We start from the raw sequence: 22,096 nt of genomic DNA on the forward strand, positions 1-22,096 counted from the left end.
ATGGAGATATTGCTTATCATCATCATCGGTTTACTTCATGCAGGCGGCCTGTACATGCTGTTGCGCAGGAGTATGTTCAAAATGATCATCGGACTGATTTTATTGGGTAACGGCGCCAACCTGCTGATTTTTCTTTTGGGCAGATTGGTCAAAGGTCATCCTCCTGTGATTGAGGACGGCATGAAAGTATTTGCCGATATCTATGCCGATCCCGTCCCACAGGCTTTGGTATTGACAGCGATTGTAATCGGTTTTGGACTTCAGTCCTTTGCAATCATTTTGATAAAAAGGGTGTACAATGTGCTCCATACAGATGATCTGGATGAGCTTAACTCAACAGATGAAGAAATATGAGTAATTCGATGATAGTATTGCCCATCATATTTCAATTTGTCGCTGGGACGATTTTGTTGTTTTTCTGGCGAAAAACCACTGTTCAAAAGTTTCTCAGCATTTTATTTTCTATTATTGGTCTGGGGATAAGTATCTGGCTCTTCTTACTTGTCTGGGAAAACGGAATCATGATCACCCAATCAGGAGATTGGAAGGCACCGTTTGGAATCAGCTTTGTCGCTGACACTTTTGGGGTGACCATGGTATTGGTATCTTCCATTTCAGGCTTGGCAGTATCTATTTTCTCTGCAGGAAGTATGCGGAAAGAAAGATTGGAGTTTGGGTTTTTCCCCATTCTACACTTTCTCATCATGGGACTTCAGGGCGCTTTTCTTACAGGAGATATTTTCAATCTTTATGTATGGTTTGAGGTAGTGATCATCTCCTCTTTCGTCCTATTGACCTTGGGTGGAAAAAAACAACAGCTTGAAGGGGCGCTCAAATATGTTTCGCTAAATCTCCTTGCCTCTTCCCTGTTTTTGATCGGAATCGGTTTTATCTATGGCCTTACAGGTTCGCTCAATATGGCCGATGTCGCCATCAAACTGGATAACCTTCAAAACCGTGGATTGGTAAGCGTCACCTCCGGGATTTTTTTGGTAGCCTTCGGAATCAAGTCTGCTATCTTCCCGATGTACTTTTGGTTGCCGGCCTCTTACCATACACCACCTCCTGCTGTTTCTGCGATTTTCGCAGGGTTACTTACCAAATTGGGAATCTATGCCATGCTGAGGACATTCACGCTGATGTTTGGCGGAGATGAATTCATGGGAGATATCATGGTCATTCTTGCCGCACTTACCATCCTTTCAGGTGGATTGGGAGCATTGCTGCAGCAAAACATGGGGAAAATTTTTGGATACCTGATAGTTTGCCATATCGGTTTCCTGATCGCCGGTTTGGGAATGTACACGGAGTTGGCCATCATGGGTACAGTTTTTTACCTGATCCATGACATCATCGTCAAAACAAACCTGTTTATGGTATCAGGTCTGATCCTCAAAATCAACGGAACCCAAGACATCAGGGAGCTTGGCGGGATGTATAAAAACTTTCCCATTATTTCCCTGTTGATGGCAATTCCCCTATTTTCTCTGGTAGGTATTCCGCCGCTTTCAGGTTTTTGGGCAAAAATTTTCTTGATTCAGGCAGGTTTACAGACACAAGATTATATTTTGATTGGATTCATTGTCTTGGGAAGTTTTCTTACCTTATGGGTAATTGCGAGGTTGTGGTCAGAGGTTTTTTGGAAAAACGGTATAGACCTGCCCAAAAAAGCAAGTGGGCTTTATTTCAGTCAAATGTCTAAAACGGATCAGTGGCTGATGGTATTTCCCATTGTTCTGTTATCAGCAATTTCGCTTTATATTGGATTTGGAGCTGAAAACATCATCATACTTTCCCAAAGAATCTCCACCGAATTAATGGATCCTTCGGGATATATTGAAGCTGTATTGGGACTTAAAACCATGACGCCATGACAAAATCCCTATTTCTGAGTAACCTGATTTTGGCCATCATTTGGGTGTTGGCGACAGGAACCTTAACTGAAGAGAATTTTCTTTTTGGGTTTATTATCGGTTTTGTGATTCTAGGAGTCATCACTTATAAAAAAGAAGAAAGGAAGTATTTCACAATAATTCCTAAGCTCTTCGGTTTTATGATTTTTCTGCTTTGGGAAATCACCAAAGCCAATTTTCAATCTGCGAGAGAATCATTCTACCCCAAATCCAGATTGGTACCCGCCATTGTTAAAGTCCCGCTTGACGCCAAGACCGATCTTGAAATAAGTTTCTTGGCCAATATTATCTCCCTAACCCCCGGAACTCTTATCATGGATGTGTCTAACGACAAAAAGGTAATCTACGTCCACGTCATGCACCTTTTGGACAAAGAGGAATTTATTAAAGAAACCAAACGGAAGTTTGAAAAACCCTTACTAGAATTAATGCGATGAGCCTAAACGACTATCTCAATTGGGTAATTATCCCCATCCTCGGTTTATCAGTGATTTTGGTCTTTATCAGGTTTCTGAAAGGTCCCAGTCTTCCTGACCGGGTTATTGCCTTGGACATGCTGATCTTGATTTCTATCGGCATCATTGGGATCTACAGCATCCAAACCAACCAGAGTACGTTTCTGGATATTTCGATGCTTTTTGCTGTGATTGCCTTTCTGAGTACTGCTGCGTATTCCTTTTATTTAGAACAAAGAGAAAGAAAATGAAAGATATCCTAATCATAGTTTTGTCCACCTTCGGCGCCTTGTTTATCCTTTCTTCATCGGTAGGCTTGTTGAGAAAGCCGGATGTATTCTTGAGAATATCCGTGACCGGAAAGGCCTCCACTTTAGGAATAGGTCTGGTATTAGTTTCTTCAGCGCTTTTTTTCAACAATTATTCTGTCACTACAAGGGTGATTGCGACCATTATATTTTTGTTTCTAACCATTTCCATCGGAGGGCATTTATTGGCAAGGGCAGCCTATATCATCAAAACCCCTGTTTGGAAAGGGACCAAGATTGATGACCTTTCCGGTCAGTATGATGAAGTAACTCATGAATTATACAGTGAAAACCACGATTCCTCCATCAAACCTGAAAAATCAGAAAACAATATCTGACAATGAGAAAATCAACATTTATCCTCCTCCTGCTAATTTCTATGTTCATGGTATTCTCTTGTGACGAATCTCCCGATGAAGAAAAAATTGAGCCTGTGTACTCCTTTTTATTAGGCGCTTACACAGATTCTGAAGAACAAGGAATCGGTTTACTCACCTTCAATCCCGACAAAAACATCCTTCAAACCCAAATTTTGGCAGCGGGAGTTTCCAATCCCTCCTTTGTAGTCAGTAACAGGGCGCAGACTTTGGTCTTTGCGGTAGAAGAAACCGGCGGTGAAAAGGGCGGTAAAGTCAAGTCATTCAAGTTTGACAGGCAAACCAACACCTTGGAATTATTGGATACCAAGGATACCTTCGGAGACCATCCCTGTTATTTGAGCCTTGATGCCAATGAAGAGATATTGGTTGTAGGGAATTATTCAGGAGGAAGTTTTTCAGCCTACAAAGTAAAGGACGGATACCTGACCCATGTCCAGACCTACCAACACGAAGGACAAAGCATTGATCCCAACAGACAAGAAAAAGCGCATGTGCACAGTACTGTCTTCCATCCGAACGGTAAACAATTGCTGGTCGGTGACTTGGGAACGGATAAAATCCATCTCTATGATTTCAACCCGACATTTGCTGTACCTTTCAATAATGCCGAAAACGGAGATTTGGAAATTGCGGCAGGTTCTGGTCCCAGGCATCTTGCTGTCCACCCAAGTGGCAGTCCTGTGTACCTGATACATGAAATGACCGCCGAACTGGGGGTATACCAATATGTTGAGGGAAAAATGTCTAAAATTCAGGTTTTACCGTTGACAGGCGAAGATTTTAAAGGCAATGTCGGTGCAGCCGAAGTACGGATATCTCCGGATACTAAATTTGTATACGCCTCCAACAGAGGGGATGCGAATGAGATTACAGTATTTGAAATCGGAAAAACGGGTGAATTGACTTTTGTAGAAAGGGTCAAAACCGGCGGGGAAAACCCTCGAAATTTTGTAATCACAAGTGACGGAAAATACCTTTTGGCCGGCAATCAAAGTTCAGGAACAATCGTTGTTTTTGAAAGAAACCTCAAGACAGGAAAGCTTAAACAAACAGGCGCCGAAACCAAATTTCATAAACCTGTATACTTTTATGGACTGGATTAAAACCGACTGAGGACTCAAAAGCGGAACTTTTCTCACTAAATTTTTAAATTTTCACACAATTATTTTTAAAAAACTTTTAAAATAATTTAACTCATTCGTTTTATATGTAAAAAGTATCCTTAAATTTGACGAAATATTAATTCAATACAATTTATCATGAACACAGGAAAAGTTAAGTTTTTTAATGAGTCCAAAGGATTCGGTTTTATCGTTGACAATGAGTCTTCTAAAGAGTATTTCGTTCACATCACTGGTTTGATCGACGAAATCAGAGAAGATGACGAAGTTACTTTCGACCTTAAAGAAGGTAGAAAAGGCCTAAATGCAGTGAATGTAAAGGTAGTTTAATCTATATACAACACATTGACATCTAGTGAAATTAACCCCGAGCAATCGGGGTTTTTTTTTGTGATTATTCCAAATTCAAATCCCCCAAATTCCAGTACCATAGCTGAGCACTCCTCTCTCTATCCTCAAAGGAGAATCAAAATTATTATGATACAACTGACCTGTTCCCAATCCTTGGGGAAGGACAATATCAAAAGTAGAGGTAAACTGGGCGATCGCATTCAACCCGACATTGCTCTCCAAAGCTGAAGTCATCCACCAACCGATTCCCATGGAAGAAGCCAAGGCGATCCATTCCCTACAAGATGCAATTCCGCCGACCAAAGTGGGCTTGAGGATGATGTATTGAGGCCGTATGGTTTCAAGCAATTCCTTTTTATCTCTATAATCATTGATACCTATCAATTCCTCATCCAATGCAATCGGCAATGGGGTCAGGTTACAAAGGCTCTGCATTTCCTTCACCTGACCTTGCCTGATAGGCTGCTCGATGCTGTGCAGATCAAATTCATTCAGAACTTTCAGTTTGTCCAAAGCCTCTTCAGGGGAAAATGCACCATTCGCATCTACTCTCAGAATTACCTGTTGAGCGCTGTATTGTTTTCTGATATAGGCAAGCAACTCACACTCCTGTCCAAAATCAATGGCCCCGATTTTCATTTTGATGCAAGAATATCCTTCAGACAATTTCTTATCAATCTGATCCAGCATAAATCCCTTCTCACCCATCCATATCAAGCCATTGATAGGAAGTGGTTGACCCGCATGGTAAAAAGGCGTATCAAAAATCATTTTCCTGCCTCCATGAAAGAGGTCTAGCAAAGCTGTTTCAAAAGCAAAGCGGATGCTTGGATAAATTTCAGAAATATGGCTCTTTGCCCATTCCAGTATTGCCTGTTCACTTCCAATAATGGAAGATCCGGAAAGTTGCTTGCAGATATTGGACAACACTTCCTCAAAATCCGGGACATCATCGATGCTTAATTTTGGCAAAGGTGCAGCTTCTCCCCATCCTATAATCCCGTTATTTTGAACAGAAACAGCACTGATGAGGTAAGTCGTTTTGTCTTTCAATACGCCCCGGGAAGTACCTGCATCAAACCTGAACTTGAGTAAATGCGGCCGATATGAAAAATGAATATCTTTTATAACTCCCTCCATTAGGTATATATTTGCGCTTTGGTTCTTCAAATCCCCCATGACAAAGCACAAAGCTCTTGAGGATATTAAATTATCTGATTACGAATATACCCTTCCGGAGGAAAAAATCGCAAAATTCCCACTTGAAAACCGGGCAGATTCCAAATTGATCCAATATCAGGCAGGCATTATTTCCCATCACCGCTTTTTTGAAATTTCCGATTTCATACCCTCGGGAAGCATGATGGTTTTCAACAACACCAAAGTCATCCCTGCCAGGTTGATTTTTCAGCGGGAGTCAGGTGCAAAAATCGAAATCTTTCTTTTGAAACCCCTGCATCCAAGCACGGTCATCAGCGAGGTTATGGTCAATACCACTTCTGTAATTTGGGAAACTTTTATTGGAAACCTGAAAAAATGGAGGGAAAACGAAATCCTGCAAGGGCAAATCACCATTCAAGGGAAAACAGAAATCATCAATGCCCGGATGGTGGACAAAATGGAGAAACAGGTGGAATTCACATGGACAGGAAATAATATCCCTTTTGTGGCTATTGTCGAAGCAGCAGGAGAAGTTCCAATACCTCCCTACCTCAACAGGAAAGCCACAATCGAAGACCGAACCCGATACCAAACTGTATATTCCAAAAAAGAAGGCGCTGTCGCAGCACCTACTGCGGGATTACATTTTACAGATGCAGTCCTGCAAAACCTGGAAGAAAAAGGAGTAAAAAAAGAATTTTTGACCCTTCATGTCAGTGCAGGAACATTTCAGCCCATCAAAGAAGAACAAGTCTCCGCGCATCCCATGCACAGCGAACAAATGGTCTTTGATTTGGAAACGATCCAAAATCTTGCAAACCAAAAGGAGAAAATCATTGCCGTAGGAACCACCTCGATGAGGTCCCTGGAAAGCTTGTATTGGTATGGGGTGATGTTGATGCAGGATGGAAAAGACCTGTTTGATATCCAAAAACTCTACCCCTACTCAGCATTTGAAACTTTGCCCGACAGAAGGGAGAGTTTTGGAGCGATTTTGGAATTTATGAAGGAAAAAGGCCTGAATGAAATAACCGGTTCTACCGAAATAATGATCATGCCCGGATATGATTTCAAAGTCTGTGATGCATTGGTGACCAATTTCCATCAGCCTTCCTCTACTTTGATTCTACTGGTAGCGGCATTTACCAAGGGTAACTGGAGAAAAATATACAATGAGGCTTTGGAAAACGGGTACAGGTTTTTGAGTTATGGGGACAGCAGTTTGATCTGGAATGGATAAACTTAATCTGTCCCTCCCGAACCAAGTTTTTTGATCCCGTTGATGAGGTCTTGAAAGTAGGTTCTTCCAACAGGAACGGAATCATTTCCGATGACCACTTCTCTTGGGTTGATACTTTTGATCTCATCCAAACGGACAATATAGCTTTTGTGAATCCTGAAAAATTCTTCATTTGGAAGTACAGATTCAAATTCCTTTAGGATATTCCGGAGTGAAAAAACCTGTGTTCTGGTGACCAAAGTGGTGTAATTGCCATCTCCCTTGAGCCAAAGAATATCAGTCCATTTGACCTTGACTAGATTCCCTTTGTTTCGGATGAAAACGCCGTCTTTGATCAGGAAACTTTCAACATTTCCATTTTGATTTACACTATCGACCTGCCAATCTTTGTCACTTTTGATTTCTTTCAGTACTTCCTTCATTACCTGTGTTATTTGGTCTTCTAGTCGAATAACATCTTGTTTCAGGAATTGTTTTGAATGCCACAGAAATCAAAAGGAATCTGATTCGTTGACGGTTTTGGTGTTTTTGCGGATGATCTGATCGAGGTCTTCTGCCAAAACTTTAAGGTAAGAGAGGTATTTTTGGTTTTCTCTGTCCAGTTGCTTTTTGTCCACCAACTCAAGCAATCCCAATATCGAGGAAAGGGGCGAACGTAGAACAGTAGATTGGGAATACAGGATTTCCTTGAGCATGTCGTTTTGCTCGGTCATTTTGGTAAATTCAGAATGACTGTCGTGGATGTCTTTGTTGCTGTAAACAAAACCGATAACCTTTTTATTGAGGTTTGTAATCGGATAAAAATCGTGTCGGAACAGCCTTTCTTCTCCAGAATCTACCAAATAAATGGATTGCTCAAATGAAAGCTTCTTCCCGCCGATGATTTCTTCAAGGTTAGACAATACCTTTTCTTCCAGTCCAGGAAGCAAAAATTGAAGGAATTTTTGGCCTTCTTTTAAGTCTTTTCCCGCATACTTTCTCAACTGTTCGGATGCAAGGTCATTGAACCTCATTATCCTCAGGTCCTGACTCATCAGGATATAAGACTGATCTGAATTATTCAAAATCGAATCCAAAGTCAGGTCAAGACGGCCAAGTTCATTTCCCAGCAATTGAACTTCAGACACATCCTTAAAATAAATATCCATCCAGCATATCCTAGGGTGAATGATGATCTTATACCACCTGCCACTTTCGGATAAAAACCCATCAATAACGGTGATGGCATCAGTTTCTTTTGCCTTTTTGAAATGCAAGGCATATTCATAGATCTTGGGATCAGGAAAAACCTGCCAGATCTTTTTATTGATAAAACCGGTTGCTGAAGTCCCAAAAAACAATTCCGCATGGGTATTGGCAAATTGGATCTCCCAATCACTGTTCATTTGAAAATAGATATCAGAATCCACACTCACCTTATATCCCAATTCATTGGAAAGGTATTCTGATTCATCTTTGACCGAACCTACACCCAAGATCCCCAAAAAATCACCTTCCGTGTTTTTCAGAACCGAGAATTCCCAAGACAAAAGACTGTTGAAATGACTTTGGGAATAACGGACCATATCATTTGGCCTACCGATCAATTCCGAAATCAATGGCTCAATTTCTTCCCTTTGGTACTCATTGAACAACTCAAAAAAGAAAGGACGGGCAAGGCTTCCCAAACTGAAAAATTCCCTGAATTTGGAATTGGAATGGATGACCTCTCCTTCCAAATCCAATACACTGACCAAAAGGTTCTTTGAATCCTTGAGGAACGAAGGCAATAATTCCTTGATTTCTTTGATTTGGACCATCTGTAATGGGGATTAAGAGGCGATTAGGCTATGAAACTGCGAGATATGATTCCTTAGGATAGATAAGGGCCTGCAATATAATCATTCCCATAAAAACTTTTTATATCATCCATATAAATCTGAATATCAATACTTTACTTCTCAGGATAAAAATTTGAGAAATGTATAACAAAAAGCATATTTCTGAATAGAAAGGACAAAAATTCACCTAGAAATTTTTTTTTGAATTTTTGACCATGATGAAATGAATCAACACTTTACCTTGGGAAGATTTCATCGACAAAAAATGAAAATAGAGGACAATTCCTTCCAAATCCACCATTTCCATAAAAAATAAGTCCCCGATTTTTTGTGATCGGAAAAATAAAGTCCCGGATTTCCATTTTCTACCGGTGAATAGAGAAGGATATATTTTACCCAATGAATTTTTCTGATTGAATGTCAGTGGCTTAAACATGATAACTCCAATTCATAAGCCGGTGAGAACATATAATGCAATTCCAGTTTTGTTTATCTAATGAATTATCATTTATATTTGCATCTCTTAAGTCGAAAATAAAGCCTAGGTTTAAGAATAAACAATCATAGAGTTTAAATCAAACTCTTTAAAAAAGCAAAACAGAGAGTTGGGTGAGTGGCTTATCCCGATGGCTATCGGGACAGCAGTTTGCTAAACATCTTTAAAACAAACAGAGAGTTGGGTGAGTGGCTTAAACCAGCAGTTTGCTAAACTGTCGTACGGGTAATTCCGTACCGGGGGTTCGAATCCCCCACTCTCTGCAAAGGATCAAAGGATTCTTTATTTCGGGGTGTAGCGTAGCCCGGTATCGCGCCACATTTGGGATGTGGAGGTCGTAGGTTCGAATCCTGCCACCCCGACTTATTAGTATTGATGCGCACGTGGCGAAATTGGTAGACGCACTGCTTTCAGGTGGCAGCGCCCTTGGGTGTGGAAGTTCGAGTCTTCTCGTGCGCACAAAAACAAAAAAGAGGCCCTCAAGCCTCTTTTTTGCTTTTTACCTTTCTTAAGAAAATCTTCCAAAAATTTTCATTTTTTTCATTCACCGGAAATTTATCCCCCAACAGATAGCCATATGGCGCCAAAGAAGGAATCCTGTCGAAAGTGATTTTTAAAACTCCCATCAAAGGGATAAACAAAATCATCCCGGAGACCCCCCATAAACTCCCCCCGATCAAAATGGCCAAAATCACCACCATGGTATTGACATTGACTTTGGACCCCACTATCAAGGGCGTGATCAGATTGTTTTCAGTCAGCTGGATGATCCAAAGTATAAACATGGTGAAAAACGGGTAAAACAGACTGTCTGTCGTCAACAACACATAAAACACCACCAAGAAAGAGCTGATGATCACCCCAACATAAGGGATCAGGTTCATCACTGCGATCAATACAGCAAATAGTACATAGTATTTGATCCCCATAAAGTAAAAAAACACCCCTGACATCACCGATACGATTCCGGTCACAATCGTCATCCCTACCAGATAGGACTGAATGACTTTTCCTGAATCATCGATCCAGACCAGGATGGAACTGTTGTCTTCTCCTGAGATTTTTTTGAGAAACTCCCTAAAAAAATCAGTGTAATACAGCATTAAAAAAATGAATAAAGGAACGATTCCTGCCAAAGTCAGGGATTTTCCGGCTCCCAAAAGCGTGGCATTCAGGTTTTCGGGAGTAATAAAACTACTGATTTCCGGCATTGTGGTACCATCCAAACCAACCATTCCACCCAAGTCTATAAAATAGGCGGAGATTTTTTTATTGAAAGATTCGCTTATTTGAGGAATATCCAAAATCAGACTCAGCACCTGATTGATCAATGTATAAAATACAAAGAGCGCAATGGCTGATATCAGAATGATGGTCAGGGCAATAGCAAGTCCACGGGGCAGTCTTTTCTTTTCAAACCAATTTGAGATAGGATAAAGGGAAAAAGCAAAGAAAATACCCCATACGATGGGGACGATGATAAATGATCCTACTTTCATTATCCAAAAAACAATCACAATGATGATCAGGATATAAGCTGTTTTCTGGACGCGGGCTAAAGAAACTGCCATTTTTGGGGATTTTGATTCAAGTTAAAAATTTTACAACTCAATAATATCAACGGCCATCAAATAATAAACAGACCACCGTCTTCCAGGACTTCCTGGTATTTATCTTGATCAAACTTATATAAATAAGGTGATTTATGGGCTGTTCCTTTCTTCACCTCATTGAGTTTGATGACAATCCCCGAATGGAGGATTTTCTTCTGAAAATTTCGGGGATCAATTTTTCTTCCCAAAATGGCCTCATACATCCTCATCATTGCCGGCATGGTGAATTTTTCGGGGAGCAGGTTGTAGCCCACAGGCTGGTAGCTGAGCTCCAACCTCAAAGAATGCAATGCCTTTTTCAAAATCTCATTGTGGTCAAACAACAATTCGGGAACAACTTCCAAATCCCACCATTTGCATTCTTCTGTAAACTCATCCGGATTGGGAAAAACCGCGGCATAATCTACCAAAGCATAATACCCAATGGAAATGGCCCTTTCATACCATGATTTTGGATCAATGATATAGGAAAGCCTGTCAGAAACCTTTTGTCTATCGTACCGTTCCGTTTTCCCAAAGGTGTAAAACTGCCTCAAAAAAATGTGATCCAAACCTGTCCTTTCCTGCAAAATCCGAATGGCAGCATCATCGATATCCTCACTTTGCCGAATCAATCCCCCCGGAAGACTCCAATATTCGGTCCCTTTCCACTTCAACAAAAGCACTTTCAAAGTTCCATCATGAAATCCAAAAATGACACAATCCAAAGACAGTTGGGGAAAAACTTCCAGGTTTTCAAAGTCCCGGTTGCTTGCTCTTAATTTTGCCATACCATTATTTTATTCATCATGTACAATTTACACATTGATTTGATTTATTTTTCTATATTTGAAAACCAAGTATTACATTTGAGATCAAATGAATTTTCGATCTGAATTTTAACCAAGACAATATCGGAAATTCCCCTCCTAAGAATGAGATAAACGCCCTTACGACTATAGATTTTAAGATAATTAAGCCAAATTGAACTTAAACCTAGTAAAATCCTCCCGATGATTCGTTGGGAGGATTTTTGTTTGTTACCTTTTCCTGTTTCCTAGGTACTTGCATATTCCAACTTCCCTACCTCCCTACCTCCCTACTTCCCAACTTCCCCACTTCCCGACCTCCCTACTTCCCAACTTCCCAGCAATAAAACCAATTTTCAACCTTTCAACATTTATAAGCAATTACAATTTGGGGTTTGGATATATTTGCGGACAGGTGATTTCCAAAAAATTAATTCTATGAAAAAACATTATTTACTGACATTTATTTTTGTTGGGCTGATGGCTTTGCAGCTTCAGTCCCAAACAATAGATGGGTTCTCAAAAAATTCAGGCTCGAAACAAATGGACTTTGAAAAACAATTCAAAGAAACCGTTGATTTCAGCAGATTCAGGATCCATTTGGAAGCCATTACTTCCGAACCTCACGTGGCAGGTACCGCCGCCAATGAAAAAGTAAAAGATTACATGGTGGAATCCATGAAAAAATCAGGATGGGAAGTAAACGTCTATCCCTACGATCTGTACCTTTCCAAAGGCCCCGGAGAATCCCTTATAGAAATCGTCACCCCCATCAGACAACCACTCAACCAACAGGAAAACATCCTGACCGAAGATCCTTATTCTTCCAATCCCAATCTTTGGAAAGGTTGGAATGCATTTTCAGGTAGTGGCGATGTCACCGCCGAAGTCGTCTATGCCAACTACGGCACCAAAGCAGATTTTGAAAAATTAAAGGAATTGGGTATTGATGTCAAAGGCAAAATTGTCTTGGCAAGATATGGAGGTAATTTCCGTGGCTACAAAGCGAAATTTGCAGAACAATACGGTGCAGCCGGCTTGATTATTTTCACCGATCCTGCAGATGCAGGGTATATGAAAGGTCCCGTCTATCCTGAAGGTACTTATTATGATGAAAGCTCTATCCAAAGAGGTTCTTTGCTCACCGTCGATTGGACAGGAGACGCCTTGACTCCTTTTGAACCTGCACTTCCCCTAGATGGGAAAACCAAAATCAAAAGATTGGATCCTGCTGAGGTAGAAGGATTACTCACCATACCGGTTACTCCTATTGGTTATGGAGCTGCCAAAGAGATCATCGGTAAAATGAAAGGAAAAGCCGTTCCTGCAGGTTGGCAGGGAGGCTTGCCCTTTACCTACAGATTGGAAGGCGGCAAAGAGTTGACTGTAAGGCTCAAAGTGCAGCAGGAAAAAGGCATGGTCCGGGCAAATAACGTGGTCGGAACATTGAAAGGAGAATTATATCCTGACGAATGGATCATTCTTGGCTGTCACTATGATGCATGGGGATTTGGCTCCACCGATCCAAATTCAGGAACTGCAATGTTGCTAAGCATGGCCGAGACCATGGGCAAAATGGCGAAAGACGGCAAAAGACCCGCACGTTCTATTTTGATCGCACATTGGGATGCGGAAGAACACGCTGTCATCGGTTCTACGGAATGGGTTGAGCAGTTCCGCGATGAATTGGGTGCCAAAGCAGTAGCCTATATCAACCTTGACGCTGCCGTATCTGGAAGGAACTTTGGGACAGCATCTTCCCCTACCCTTAAAAAAGTAATCATGGAGTCAGCCAAACAAGTGGCTTATCCCGATTCTGCCAAAACGGTTTACGACGTTTGGGCAGCGGGAAAACCGGAACCAAGTATAGGAAACCTAGGTGGCGGTTCGGATCATATCGCATTTTACATGCACGTGGGCATTCCTTCCATAAGCGGAGGCGCCAGCGGTCCATCCCTGTACCACACCAATTATGACAACCTGCATTTCTACGAAAAATTTGCCGATCCCACTTTTAAAATGGGCGGAACTGTAGAGCAGGTAATCGGAATTATGGCTTTGAGATTGGCCAATGCCGAGATCATTCCTTACGAGGCATCGAGGTATTCCAAAGACCTGGCTACCCATTTTGAAAATTCAGAGAAAAGCGTCAAAGCCTATGACAAAAATTTCAATGGGTTTGAAAAATCAAAAGAGGCTGTCACAGCTTTGAAATCAAGTGCTGAAGCTTTGGATAGCAAAATCGCCTCCGTTTTGGCAGGCAGTCAACTTGATTCCAAAAAGATCAAGGCCATCAACAAAGACCTTATCGCCTTGGAAAAAAGCTTTATAGATCCTAAAGGAATGTATTATGGAAACTGGTACAGGTCACTATATGCTTCCACAGATCCATTTAGCGGTTACGCTTCATGGATGCTTCCGGGAATTCAATATGAGGCCGAAATGAAATCCTCTGCAAGATTGACAGAGTGGGATGACCGATACAGCAAAGCGATCCTTGACCTCAAATCAAAAATGGATGTTCTACTTAAAACACTTTAACCTATCAAAAAAAAAAAAACCGGTCTAGACCGGTTTTTTTTGTTCGTATTTTTTTTTCAAAAATGGTGTATCTATTTCAAATATGGTTTGATGCTTAAAATCACCTGCTGTGGACCATGGTCTATGGACTTTTGTCAATTCTCAACCTTCTCCCTCGTACCCCTATACAATTCAAATTTCAATAACCGGCAATCTATTGTCCCGTTATAGAATTCGATTTTGCGGGCAGCTCGAAGTCCTACTTTTTTACCCAAGGAAACATTGCCTGTAAAAATAAATCCTGTATACCCCGGGCATTTTTGCTTCATAAAGTCACCCATTCTTTTGTAAGTAATAGCCAAATCCTCCTCTTCACCCAATCTTTCTCCATATTCGGGATTGAAAAACACCACTCCCGAATCAGATTCAGGCACTGTCGTTTCTTCAAAATCCCCGACTTCAAATGAAATTAAATCCTCCACTCCTGCCATGCTTGCGTTTTCTCTGCTAAATAAAATCGCCTGCTCACTGATATCGCTTGCGATGATTCGCAGACCAGGCCGTTCAATTATTTCTGCCTTGAGTTTTTCTTTTTCTTCCTGGTAAAAATCCTCGTCATAGCCTTTGATATGCATAAATGCATAATGGTCTCTCAAAAGCCCGGGAAATCGGTTGGTAGCCATCATCGCGGCTTCGATGGCCAAAGTCCCCGATCCGCACATGGGGTTGACAAAGGGACTTTGCCTATCCCAATCGGTGGCAATGATTGTCGCCGAAGCCAAGGCCTCCAACATGGGTGCCTTTCCTGGAATCTTTCGATATCCGTGTTTGGCCAAAGTATCTCCCGTGGTATTGATATAAAGATTGGCCTGTGTTTCCTTCCAGAAAAGTTGGAATACCGCTCCTTCTAACGCCGATCCTGAATCAGGCCTGATGCCCGATTTTTCTCTGAATCTGTCTACGATGGCATCCTTGATCCTGACATTGACAAAAAGCGGATTGTCTACACTTTGATTGTCCACATGTGAGATCACAGAAAAATAAGAAGATTCGGAAATATAATCTTCCCAAGGCAATGCTTTGATCCTTCTATAAATATCATCCGCATGGTGGAGATAAAAAGACCTAATCTCAAACAAGACATGGCTGGCAGTCCGCAGATGAAGGTTCAAAAAAATACAATCTGAAAGAGAAGCCTCCAATTCAATGGAAGTCCTTTCGGTTTTTACAGGCCTATAACCCAATTCTATAAGTTCTTTTTCGAGGTAAGATGAAAACCTGTCCTTGCAGGTGACGACTACCTTTCCTTTCAATCCAAAATCTACCATAGCCACAAAGGTAAAAATATTATCCTTAAAGAACCGAAAAGCAAAAAATCAGGGATTATCTTCAGGTACCTGTATGGTCTCGCTGAGTAATGGACTCGTCATAAAATAGCCCAAAACCATTCCCTCCCCTTTTCGCAACTTGATATTGGATTGTGGATTTTGTGGAGGTGGCGAAAAAAGCCCTCCGTCATTGAACAGCAGACTGACAAGCTGATTCAAATAATTAAAAGCGCCTTGGTTGAGTCGGAAGAGTTCCAGCCGGATTTTGTCATTTGCCTTGAAAGGAAAACCCGAAAGTTCAAATCCATTGTCCAAAATGGAAGTCCCAAAGGAATCATCAAACAACAAATAATCAAACCTGCTGTTCTTTAACGTGTCATTTTCAATGATTCTGATCCTATAGTTGTTGTCTTCGGTAAATGGGATTTTACCATAAACAGTCAGGTAATACCCTTCTTCCCTAAAAAGCCTCTCCTCTTTAAATTCTACCACGACACTATCCAATACCGGCGGTTCCAGAATGGTCCCCTGCGAAACAAATTCCTTTTCTCCCATTTTTACATTTAACTCATATTGTTGCCCGATTTTGCCGGCGATGGCATTTTGGGCAAGGTATTTTTTGGTTGCGGGTGAATAAAAGAAATTTACCTTGGCACCTGTACCCAAATTAGTGATGCTCACTATGGCATCATCGACCACTTCATTATCACCTACTTGGTAATAATCTTTTGAAAGCGTGACTTTCACTTGATTCATCGCATTATTGTCAGTCCAAATGGCCTCAATGACCGGTATGGGTTCGAGTGTCCCCAAATCCAAAACCACTTCCTCCTGACAGGAAGCAAATAATATCAGGAATAAAATATAGGTCAGGTTTTTCATCAGAATTTGAAATTATAGGTCAAAGCAGGCAAAAACGTGAACAAATAAGTCATGACCACCCCAGGTCTTTGGGATACCACTTCTCCCCCATCCTCAGGATCAAAAGTGATGTCATCATTATAAATGTCCGTAAACTGGAATGTAAATGGATTCTTTCTACCATAAAGGTTATATACACTGAAGTTCCAGCTTCCCCTCCATTTTCTACCTTTATCCTGGTTTTTCCAGGTAATGGATGCATCTACCCTGTGGTAATCAGGAAACCGATCGGCATTTCTTTGGTCACCATATACAGGGACACGCTGTGTATCGACTACATAAGTCCCGACAGGAAAGGTAACTGCCTGACCGGAAGTATATACAAATGTAAGCCCTGCACTCCACCTGTCCGAAAACTCGTGATTCAATACAAGATTCACATCATGCGGTCTGTCAAACCTCGGATTATACCAATTGTCACTGCTGATGCCTTCAATTTTTCTCCATGTTCTGGAATAGGTATAGCCCAACCATCCTGTTGTTTTTCCTACATTTTTTCGGATCAAAAACTCCGTTCCGTAAGCATATCCCACTCCGGAAAGCAATTCGGTTTCGACATTGTCGGTAAACAGCACGCTCGCACCCTGACGGAGGTCGATGACATTTCTAAAATCCTTGTAATAGGTTTCCACTGAAACTTCCCAAGTTCCTCCTGCAAAATTTTTAAACAATCCCACAGAAACCTGATCTCCTCTCAAAGGTTCGATGTAAGTTCCGGAAGGCACCCAACGGTCTATGGGAAGACCGGCTGAACTGTTTGTGGCCACTTGGACATATTGGTGGTTGCGGTTGAAGGCGGCCTTGAATGAAAGGTCCTCGGCTATCAGGTACCTGAGTGAAATCCTAGGTTCCAATCTTTGAAAAGCTTTCATTCTTTCCAATCTTCCAAAAGTCAATGTATCCGTCACCTCAGCTTCTGGACTTGGAATCCCATTTTCATATTGATAAAGAACTCCTTTTCCTACTTCCTGATAGTGGCTCAACCTCAATCCAGCCTCTATGAGCAATTTATTCCCCAACTCGGTGGTACCCGAAACGTAGAGGTTGTTGAGCAATCCGTTTTTTTGGTTGGTATTGATGTCAGCCAGGTTGGACTCGGGGGCCAACTCCAGGTTGATCGGAGCAAAATGGTACAATTGTCCATGGTAACCGGCTTTGATCACCGAGTTACTTCCCAGCAGCCAAGTCCATCCAAGGTTAACGCCTGTTTCTGAAAGGGAATTGGTCCAATTAAATCCATCCTGTGGATCGTCGAAAAGTACCTGATATTGGTACCTGCTATGGTAGGCACTCAAGTCAAAGAATTTGGTAGAACTGATATTTCTGTTCCAGTTGAGGGAGGAAATGAAATTGTTCCAACCTAACCCAAACTGTCCGGAGAGTCCCAAGAAGTCAGTACCGTAATAAGAAGAGAATGAAATTTTATCTTTTTCACCGAGCTTGAAGGTGAATTTTGCACTGAGGTCATAGAAATACAGCTGGTTATTTTTGATGTTTTCATTGTTGGAAAGCCTCAAAAACAAATCTGCATAGGTCCTCCTGCCTGAAACCACAAAAGAAGATTTATCTGAAAACAGGGGGCCATCGACTGTCAGCCTTGAACTGATGGTCCCAATACCACCTTCACCCCGGATTTTCTGAAAATTCCCTTCCTTCATCGAAACATCTATGACAGAAGATACCCTACCTCCCAATTCTGCGGGAATATTTCCTTTGTAAAACTCAATGTCTGACAAGGCATCGGGATTGAATACCGAGAAAAACCCAAAAAAGTGGGAAGGATTGTAGACCGGTGCTCCATCCAGATTGATCAGGTTTTGGTCAGCGGAACCACCCCGCACAAACAGTCCTGTCGTACCTTCTCCGGCAGTCTGCACTCCCGGCAAAAGCTGTAAACTTCTTAAAATGTCCACCTCTCCAAACAATGCCGGAATATTTTTGATGGTCTCGATCGGCACCACCGATTTTCCCATTTCAATTCCTTTGACATTTTGTTCAGGGTTGGTTTCCCTGATGATAATTTCCTCCAGGGAAAGCTCTTCAGGTTTGAGGTAAAACTTCAGCGGTTTATCAATATCCTTGACAGTGAGGACCCTGACAGACGCAGAAAAACCTATGAATGAAATAACCAATTTGGCAGGGAATGGCACTGTGGCCAATGTAAATTCCCCATTGATATCCGAAACGACACCTTTCTGTGGTTCAGATTCCCAATAAATGTTGGCTCCCGGTAGGGGTGTATTTCCTTCTATTTCAAAAACAGTCCCTGAGATATAGGAAGGCTGTTGGGAATAAAGTACGGTAGTTCCCAAAAATAAAAATGCAATGAGTGTAAAGGGCAAAAACTTCATGAAGAAAATTTGGTTTGCAAGGATAACGGATTTAGGCCTTTGGGTGTTGAAATTTATGTCATTAATTTCTTTTCCTTTTGTTTTCATCAATATTTTATAATTTCAGGGCATGATTTGGGCATACCCTGACGCGAGATTGATTTATATATTGGCCATTGTTTTTGGCTTTCTGTATTTGGTATACCTATACCGTTTTTATATCATCAACAAAAAACTTGTGGTGCAAAAACACAGGTTGTTTCTAAAACTTTTGCTCCGTTTCTCTTATTTCCTTCTGTTTTTGATTGCCTTGGCAGGACCTTCCATCGGTACTTCGATGAAAGAAATCAAAGAAGAAGGCAAAGACATCTTCATTGCCATTGACCTTTCCCAATCCATGAATGCCACCGATATCGGGCCTAGCAGAATTCAGAGGATCAAATACGAACTCAAAAACCTTGTCAAAAATTTTACCGGAGACAGGATCGGCCTGATCATATTCAGTTCAGAGGCCTTTATTCAATGCCCTTTGACCTTTGACCAAAATGTCCTGCAGCTGCACCTTGATGGCTTGAATACCGCCTTGGTACCCAATCAGGGGACAGATATCAGTGCCCCATTGAATATGGCGCTGAATAAATTTGACCTTGAAGAATCAGCCGAGGCCAATTCCAAATCCATCGTCCTGATTTCAGATGGGGAGGATTTTGGAGAAGATTTTCAGGACATCACTTCCCAATTGAGCGACAAAGGAATCAAGGTGTTTTCACTCGGAGTGGGAACAAGTCAGGGAAGCAATATCCCCAAAGGGAGCGGAAAAATCATCGATCCGGATACCAACTTGCCGGTAATCAGCAGACTCGAATCAGGCAATCTCAAGCTGATCGCCTCCCAGACTAATGGGTCTTATTTTGAGTTGAGCGATGAATTGCAGGAAATCCCCGACCTCATTGCTGCCTTGGAAAGACAGGAAGCCACTGTCACCGGATCAAGAATGGTCGAGGCTTCTGCCAACAAGTACTTTTATTTTCTGTTAATTGCATTGGGTTTGGCATTGTTGGACTTGATGCTTCCATTCAAAACCATCAAATTGTAATAACGTGTAACCACCATGGTGACTTCAGTAAGGGTTTTCTTTCTAACGATTTTGATGATTACTTCCTCATGGAACGAGGTGGGTAAAAGAAATGCTGCCATCAAGGCTGCTACCAAAAGTTATGAAGAAGCTGACTATGAAGCTTCCATCACCAACCACATGAGATTGGTCAGTGAGTTTAATCTAAGTTCGCCCAATGTCAGCTATAACCTTGCCCTGAGCCAACATTACGGCGGTCAATTAGAACAGGCCGGTCTCACTTATCAAAGTCTCTACCAATCTCCTGACAAAAACATTGCTTCATTTGCCTACAACCAAAACGGAATCCTCCTCGGGGAGCAAAAAAAATATGAGGAAGCGCTTGAAGGATTCAAAATGGCTTTGATCAATAATCCCCTCAATGAATCCGCAAGATACAATTATGAACTGCTGAGCAGGTGGATGAAACAAAATCCTGAAAAGCAGGAACAGGAAAAACAGGAACAGCAGGACAAGGAAGAACAGGAAAAGCAAGAGGAGCAGGAAAAGCAGGAACAGGAAAAAAAATCTGAGGAAAAAAAGGACGGCGAAGGGGAAGAAGAAACTGAAGAAGATGAAGCCACCGAATCCCAGAAAAAGGACGACAAAGAAGGCGAAAAATCCCAGGAAGAAAAAGATTCCGAAGAAGCCAGTGACATAGAAAGCGATCTAAGCGACAGAGAAAAAGCGCTGGAAAAAGTGAAGGAGAAACTCCAGGAAATGAACCTCTCTCCCGAACAAGCTGCCCAAATCCTCGAGGCCATGAATGCTGCCGAGCTCCGCTATATTCAACAGAACAAGAAAAAACCAACCAAAAAACCACAGAGGGGATTGCCGGAATGGTAGTTGGAGGTTGGGAAGGTGGGAAGTTTGGAAGTGGGAAGTTTTGGTAAAGTTGTAAAAGGTAAGAGGTGAAAGGTAAGAGGTAGATCTTCTATCCGATTCTTGGTTCCTGGTTCTTGACTCTGGTCCCTAAGCGAAGTTGAAGGTCTTTAATCTTTTGTCTCACGTCTCCAGTCTCACATCTCACATCTCATATCTAAAAATATAAACCCAAATGAAAGAAGTCTATATCGTATCCGCAGTGAGAACTCCTTTGGGGAGTTTTGGAGGAAAGCTATCCAGTTTGACCGCTGTTGAACTCGGAAGCATCGCCATCAAAGGTGCGCTTCAAAAAGCAGGCGTTGACCCAAGTGAAGTTCAGGAAGTAATGATGGGCAATGTGATCTCTGCCAATCTCGGTCAGGCACCAGCCCGTCAGGCAGCCATCGGCGCAGGATTGGGGTACAATGTGCCTTGCACCACCATCAATAAAGTCTGTGCTTCCGGTATGAAAGCGGTGATGTTGGCGGCCCAATCCATCATGACAGGACAAAATGACCTGGTAGTAGCAGGCGGTATGGAAAGCATGTCCAATGTCCCTTACTATATTCCAAAAGGAAGGTTTGGCTACAAATATGGCAATGCTGAACTCGTAGACGGATTGGTGAAAGATGGGTTGTTTGAAGCTTATTATAAATTCCCGATGGGCAACTGCGCAGACAATACGGCCAGAGAAATGAAAATCACCCGGGAAGAACAAGACACTTATGCCATCCAATCATACACACGCTCCGCTGAAGCATGGAAATCCGGTGCATTCAAAGACGAAATCATCCCGGTAGAAATCGCCGGTAGAAAAGGGGAAACCATCATCATAGATGAAGATGAGGAATTCAAAAATGTCATGTTCGACAAAATCCCTTCACTCAGACCTGTTTTTGAAAAAGACGGTACAGTGACCGCAGCCAATGCCTCCACCATGAATGACGGTGCTTCCGCATTGGTATTGGCAAGCAAAGAAAAAGTCGAAGAATTGGGACTCAAACCCATCGCCAAGATCCGGGGCTTTGCAGATGCAGCCCAAGATCCGCTTTGGTTTACCACTGCGCCAGCCATTGCCATTCCAAAAGCAATCAAAAACGCAGGATTGACAGCAGATGATATTGATTTCTATGAAATCAATGAAGCCTTTGCCGCAGTAGCCATCGCAAACCAACGTGAACTTCACCTAGACAACGACAAACTGAATGTCTTTGGCGGAGCGGTTTCCTTGGGACATCCACTGGGCGCATCCGGTGCCAGGATCATTACGACGCTATGTTCAGTGTTGGACCAAAAGAAAGGCAAAGTCGGTGTGGCAGGAATCTGTAATGGTGGCGGCGGAGCTTCGGCAATCGTCATCGAAAAACTATAAA

General features: G+C 41.9%; 20 protein-coding genes and 3 tRNA genes. 15 read left to right on the forward strand and 8 right to left on the reverse strand.

The annotated features are described in order from the left end of the window. The 7 genes from MMU05_RS16860 to MMU05_RS16890 all read left to right on the forward strand — a co-directional run bounded on the left by MMU05_RS16860 (window position 1) and on the right by MMU05_RS16890 (window position 4,507). Entirely contained in the window at window positions 1-354 is a 354-nt protein-coding gene (locus tag MMU05_RS16860) for a Na+/H+ antiporter subunit C (RefSeq protein ID WP_241142852.1), read from the forward strand. Further along, window positions 351-1,874: a proton-conducting transporter transmembrane domain-containing protein gene (locus tag MMU05_RS16865; protein ID WP_241142853.1), complete on the forward strand. Its 1,524-nt coding sequence runs from the start codon at window positions 351-353 to the stop codon at window positions 1,872-1,874. Before MMU05_RS16860 ends, MMU05_RS16865 begins: the two co-directional genes overlap by 4 nt. Then, window positions 1,871-2,350 carry a Na+/H+ antiporter subunit E gene (locus MMU05_RS16870; RefSeq protein ID WP_241142854.1) on the forward strand — a complete coding sequence of 160 codons (480 nt, stop codon included), beginning with the start codon at window positions 1,871-1,873 and terminating at the stop codon, window positions 2,348-2,350. Before MMU05_RS16865 ends, MMU05_RS16870 begins: the two co-directional genes overlap by 4 nt. Beyond that, the gene (locus tag MMU05_RS16875; protein ID WP_241142855.1) at window positions 2,347-2,619 is read left to right on the forward strand and encodes a monovalent cation/H+ antiporter complex subunit F; all 273 of its coding nucleotides are present in this window, start codon (window positions 2,347-2,349) and stop codon (window positions 2,617-2,619) included. Before MMU05_RS16870 ends, MMU05_RS16875 begins: the two co-directional genes overlap by 4 nt. After that, complete coding sequence (locus tag MMU05_RS16880) at window positions 2,616-3,014, forward strand: cation:proton antiporter (RefSeq protein ID WP_241142856.1); 399 nt, start codon at window positions 2,616-2,618, stop codon at window positions 3,012-3,014. Before MMU05_RS16875 ends, MMU05_RS16880 begins: the two co-directional genes overlap by 4 nt. A gap of 2 nt (window positions 3,015-3,016) precedes the next feature. Continuing rightward, window positions 3,017-4,159, forward strand: coding sequence for a lactonase family protein (locus MMU05_RS16885; protein WP_241142857.1), 1,143 nt, complete (start codon window positions 3,017-3,019; stop codon window positions 4,157-4,159). 156 nt (window positions 4,160-4,315) lie between these two features. After that, window positions 4,316-4,507: a cold-shock protein gene (locus MMU05_RS16890; protein WP_009032438.1), complete on the forward strand. Its 192-nt coding sequence runs from the start codon at window positions 4,316-4,318 to the stop codon at window positions 4,505-4,507. Between the two features lie 75 nt (window positions 4,508-4,582). Here the strand turns inward: MMU05_RS16890 and MMU05_RS16895 are convergent, their stop codons facing one another. Next, complete coding sequence (locus tag MMU05_RS16895) at window positions 4,583-5,668, reverse strand: o-succinylbenzoate synthase (RefSeq protein WP_241142858.1); 1,086 nt, start codon at window positions 5,666-5,668, stop codon at window positions 4,583-4,585. A 37-nt stretch (window positions 5,669-5,705) separates the two neighbouring features. Between MMU05_RS16895 and MMU05_RS16900 the strand changes: the two genes are divergently transcribed. Next, window positions 5,706-6,929 (forward strand): S-adenosylmethionine:tRNA ribosyltransferase-isomerase, encoded by a 1,224-nt coding sequence (locus MMU05_RS16900; RefSeq protein WP_241142859.1) that lies wholly within the window; start codon window positions 5,706-5,708, stop codon window positions 6,927-6,929. 2 nt (window positions 6,930-6,931) lie between these two features. Here MMU05_RS16900 and MMU05_RS16905 read toward each other — a convergent pair whose 3' ends face one another. Beyond that, entirely contained in the window at window positions 6,932-7,351 is a 420-nt protein-coding gene (locus MMU05_RS16905) for a LytR/AlgR family response regulator transcription factor (protein ID WP_241142860.1), read from the reverse strand. Between the two features lie 69 nt (window positions 7,352-7,420). Then, window positions 7,421-8,728 (reverse strand): PAS domain-containing protein, encoded by a 1,308-nt coding sequence (locus MMU05_RS16910; protein WP_241142861.1) that lies wholly within the window; start codon window positions 8,726-8,728, stop codon window positions 7,421-7,423. Window positions 8,729-9,419: 691 nt separating this feature from the next. On the opposite strand from MMU05_RS16910, the gene MMU05_RS16915 reads away from it, so the two are divergent. The 3 genes from MMU05_RS16915 to MMU05_RS16925 all read left to right on the forward strand — a co-directional run bounded on the left by MMU05_RS16915 (window position 9,420) and on the right by MMU05_RS16925 (window position 9,704). After that, window positions 9,420-9,508: transfer RNA gene (locus MMU05_RS16915), tRNA-Ser, on the forward strand. A 25-nt stretch (window positions 9,509-9,533) separates the two neighbouring features. Next, a tRNA-Pro gene (locus MMU05_RS16920) sits at window positions 9,534-9,607 on the forward strand. A 15-nt stretch (window positions 9,608-9,622) separates the two neighbouring features. Next, window positions 9,623-9,704 (forward strand) — tRNA-Leu (locus MMU05_RS16925). Between the two features lie 20 nt (window positions 9,705-9,724). Here MMU05_RS16925 and MMU05_RS16930 read toward each other — a convergent pair. Beyond that, window positions 9,725-10,816 carry an AI-2E family transporter gene (locus tag MMU05_RS16930; protein WP_241142862.1) on the reverse strand — a complete coding sequence of 364 codons (1,092 nt, stop codon included), beginning with the start codon at window positions 10,814-10,816 and terminating at the stop codon, window positions 9,725-9,727. Window positions 10,817-10,872: 56 nt separating this feature from the next. Next, on the reverse strand, window positions 10,873-11,628 hold the full coding sequence (locus MMU05_RS16935) for an NUDIX hydrolase (RefSeq protein ID WP_241142863.1): 756 nt from the start codon (window positions 11,626-11,628) through the stop codon (window positions 10,873-10,875). A gap of 456 nt (window positions 11,629-12,084) precedes the next feature. Here MMU05_RS16935 and MMU05_RS16940 point away from each other — a divergent pair, with 456 nt between their 5' ends. Continuing rightward, a complete protein-coding gene (locus tag MMU05_RS16940; protein ID WP_241142864.1) occupies window positions 12,085-14,187 on the forward strand; it encodes a M28 family peptidase in 2,103 nt (700 codons plus the stop codon). Between the two features lie 134 nt (window positions 14,188-14,321). On the opposite strand, the gene MMU05_RS16945 is transcribed toward MMU05_RS16940, so the two are convergent. From MMU05_RS16945 to MMU05_RS16955, 3 genes are read right to left on the reverse strand one after another with little or no spacing between them, the layout of a single operon-like run. Then, on the reverse strand, window positions 14,322-15,494 hold the full coding sequence (locus MMU05_RS16945) for a THUMP domain-containing class I SAM-dependent RNA methyltransferase (protein WP_241142865.1): 1,173 nt from the start codon (window positions 15,492-15,494) through the stop codon (window positions 14,322-14,324). Window positions 15,495-15,542: 48 nt separating this feature from the next. Next, a complete protein-coding gene (locus MMU05_RS16950; protein WP_241142866.1) occupies window positions 15,543-16,376 on the reverse strand; it encodes a DUF4249 family protein in 834 nt (277 codons plus the stop codon). Further along, the gene (locus MMU05_RS16955) at window positions 16,376-18,766 is read right to left on the reverse strand and encodes a TonB-dependent receptor (RefSeq protein WP_241142867.1); all 2,391 of its coding nucleotides are present in this window, start codon (window positions 18,764-18,766) and stop codon (window positions 16,376-16,378) included. The genes MMU05_RS16950 and MMU05_RS16955 overlap by 1 nt, the downstream gene beginning before the upstream one ends. Before the next feature lie 109 nt (window positions 18,767-18,875). Here MMU05_RS16955 and MMU05_RS16960 point away from each other — a divergent pair, with 109 nt between their 5' ends. From MMU05_RS16960 to MMU05_RS16970, 3 genes are all read left to right on the forward strand, one after another. Next, window positions 18,876-19,841, forward strand: a complete 966-nt coding sequence (locus tag MMU05_RS16960) for a vWA domain-containing protein (protein ID WP_241142868.1) — start codon at window positions 18,876-18,878, stop codon at window positions 19,839-19,841. Between the two features lie 15 nt (window positions 19,842-19,856). After that, on the forward strand, window positions 19,857-20,705 hold the full coding sequence (locus MMU05_RS16965; protein WP_241142869.1) for a hypothetical protein: 849 nt from the start codon (window positions 19,857-19,859) through the stop codon (window positions 20,703-20,705). Window positions 20,706-20,916: 211 nt separating this feature from the next. Further along, window positions 20,917-22,095, forward strand: coding sequence for an acetyl-CoA C-acyltransferase (locus MMU05_RS16970; RefSeq protein WP_241142870.1), 1,179 nt, complete (start codon window positions 20,917-20,919; stop codon window positions 22,093-22,095). Window position 22,096 lies beyond the last annotated feature (1 nt).

It is taken from the genome of Cognataquiflexum rubidum, assembly GCF_022538115.1.
Classification (GTDB): Bacteria; Bacteroidota; Bacteroidia; order Cytophagales; family Cyclobacteriaceae; genus Cognataquiflexum; species Cognataquiflexum rubidum.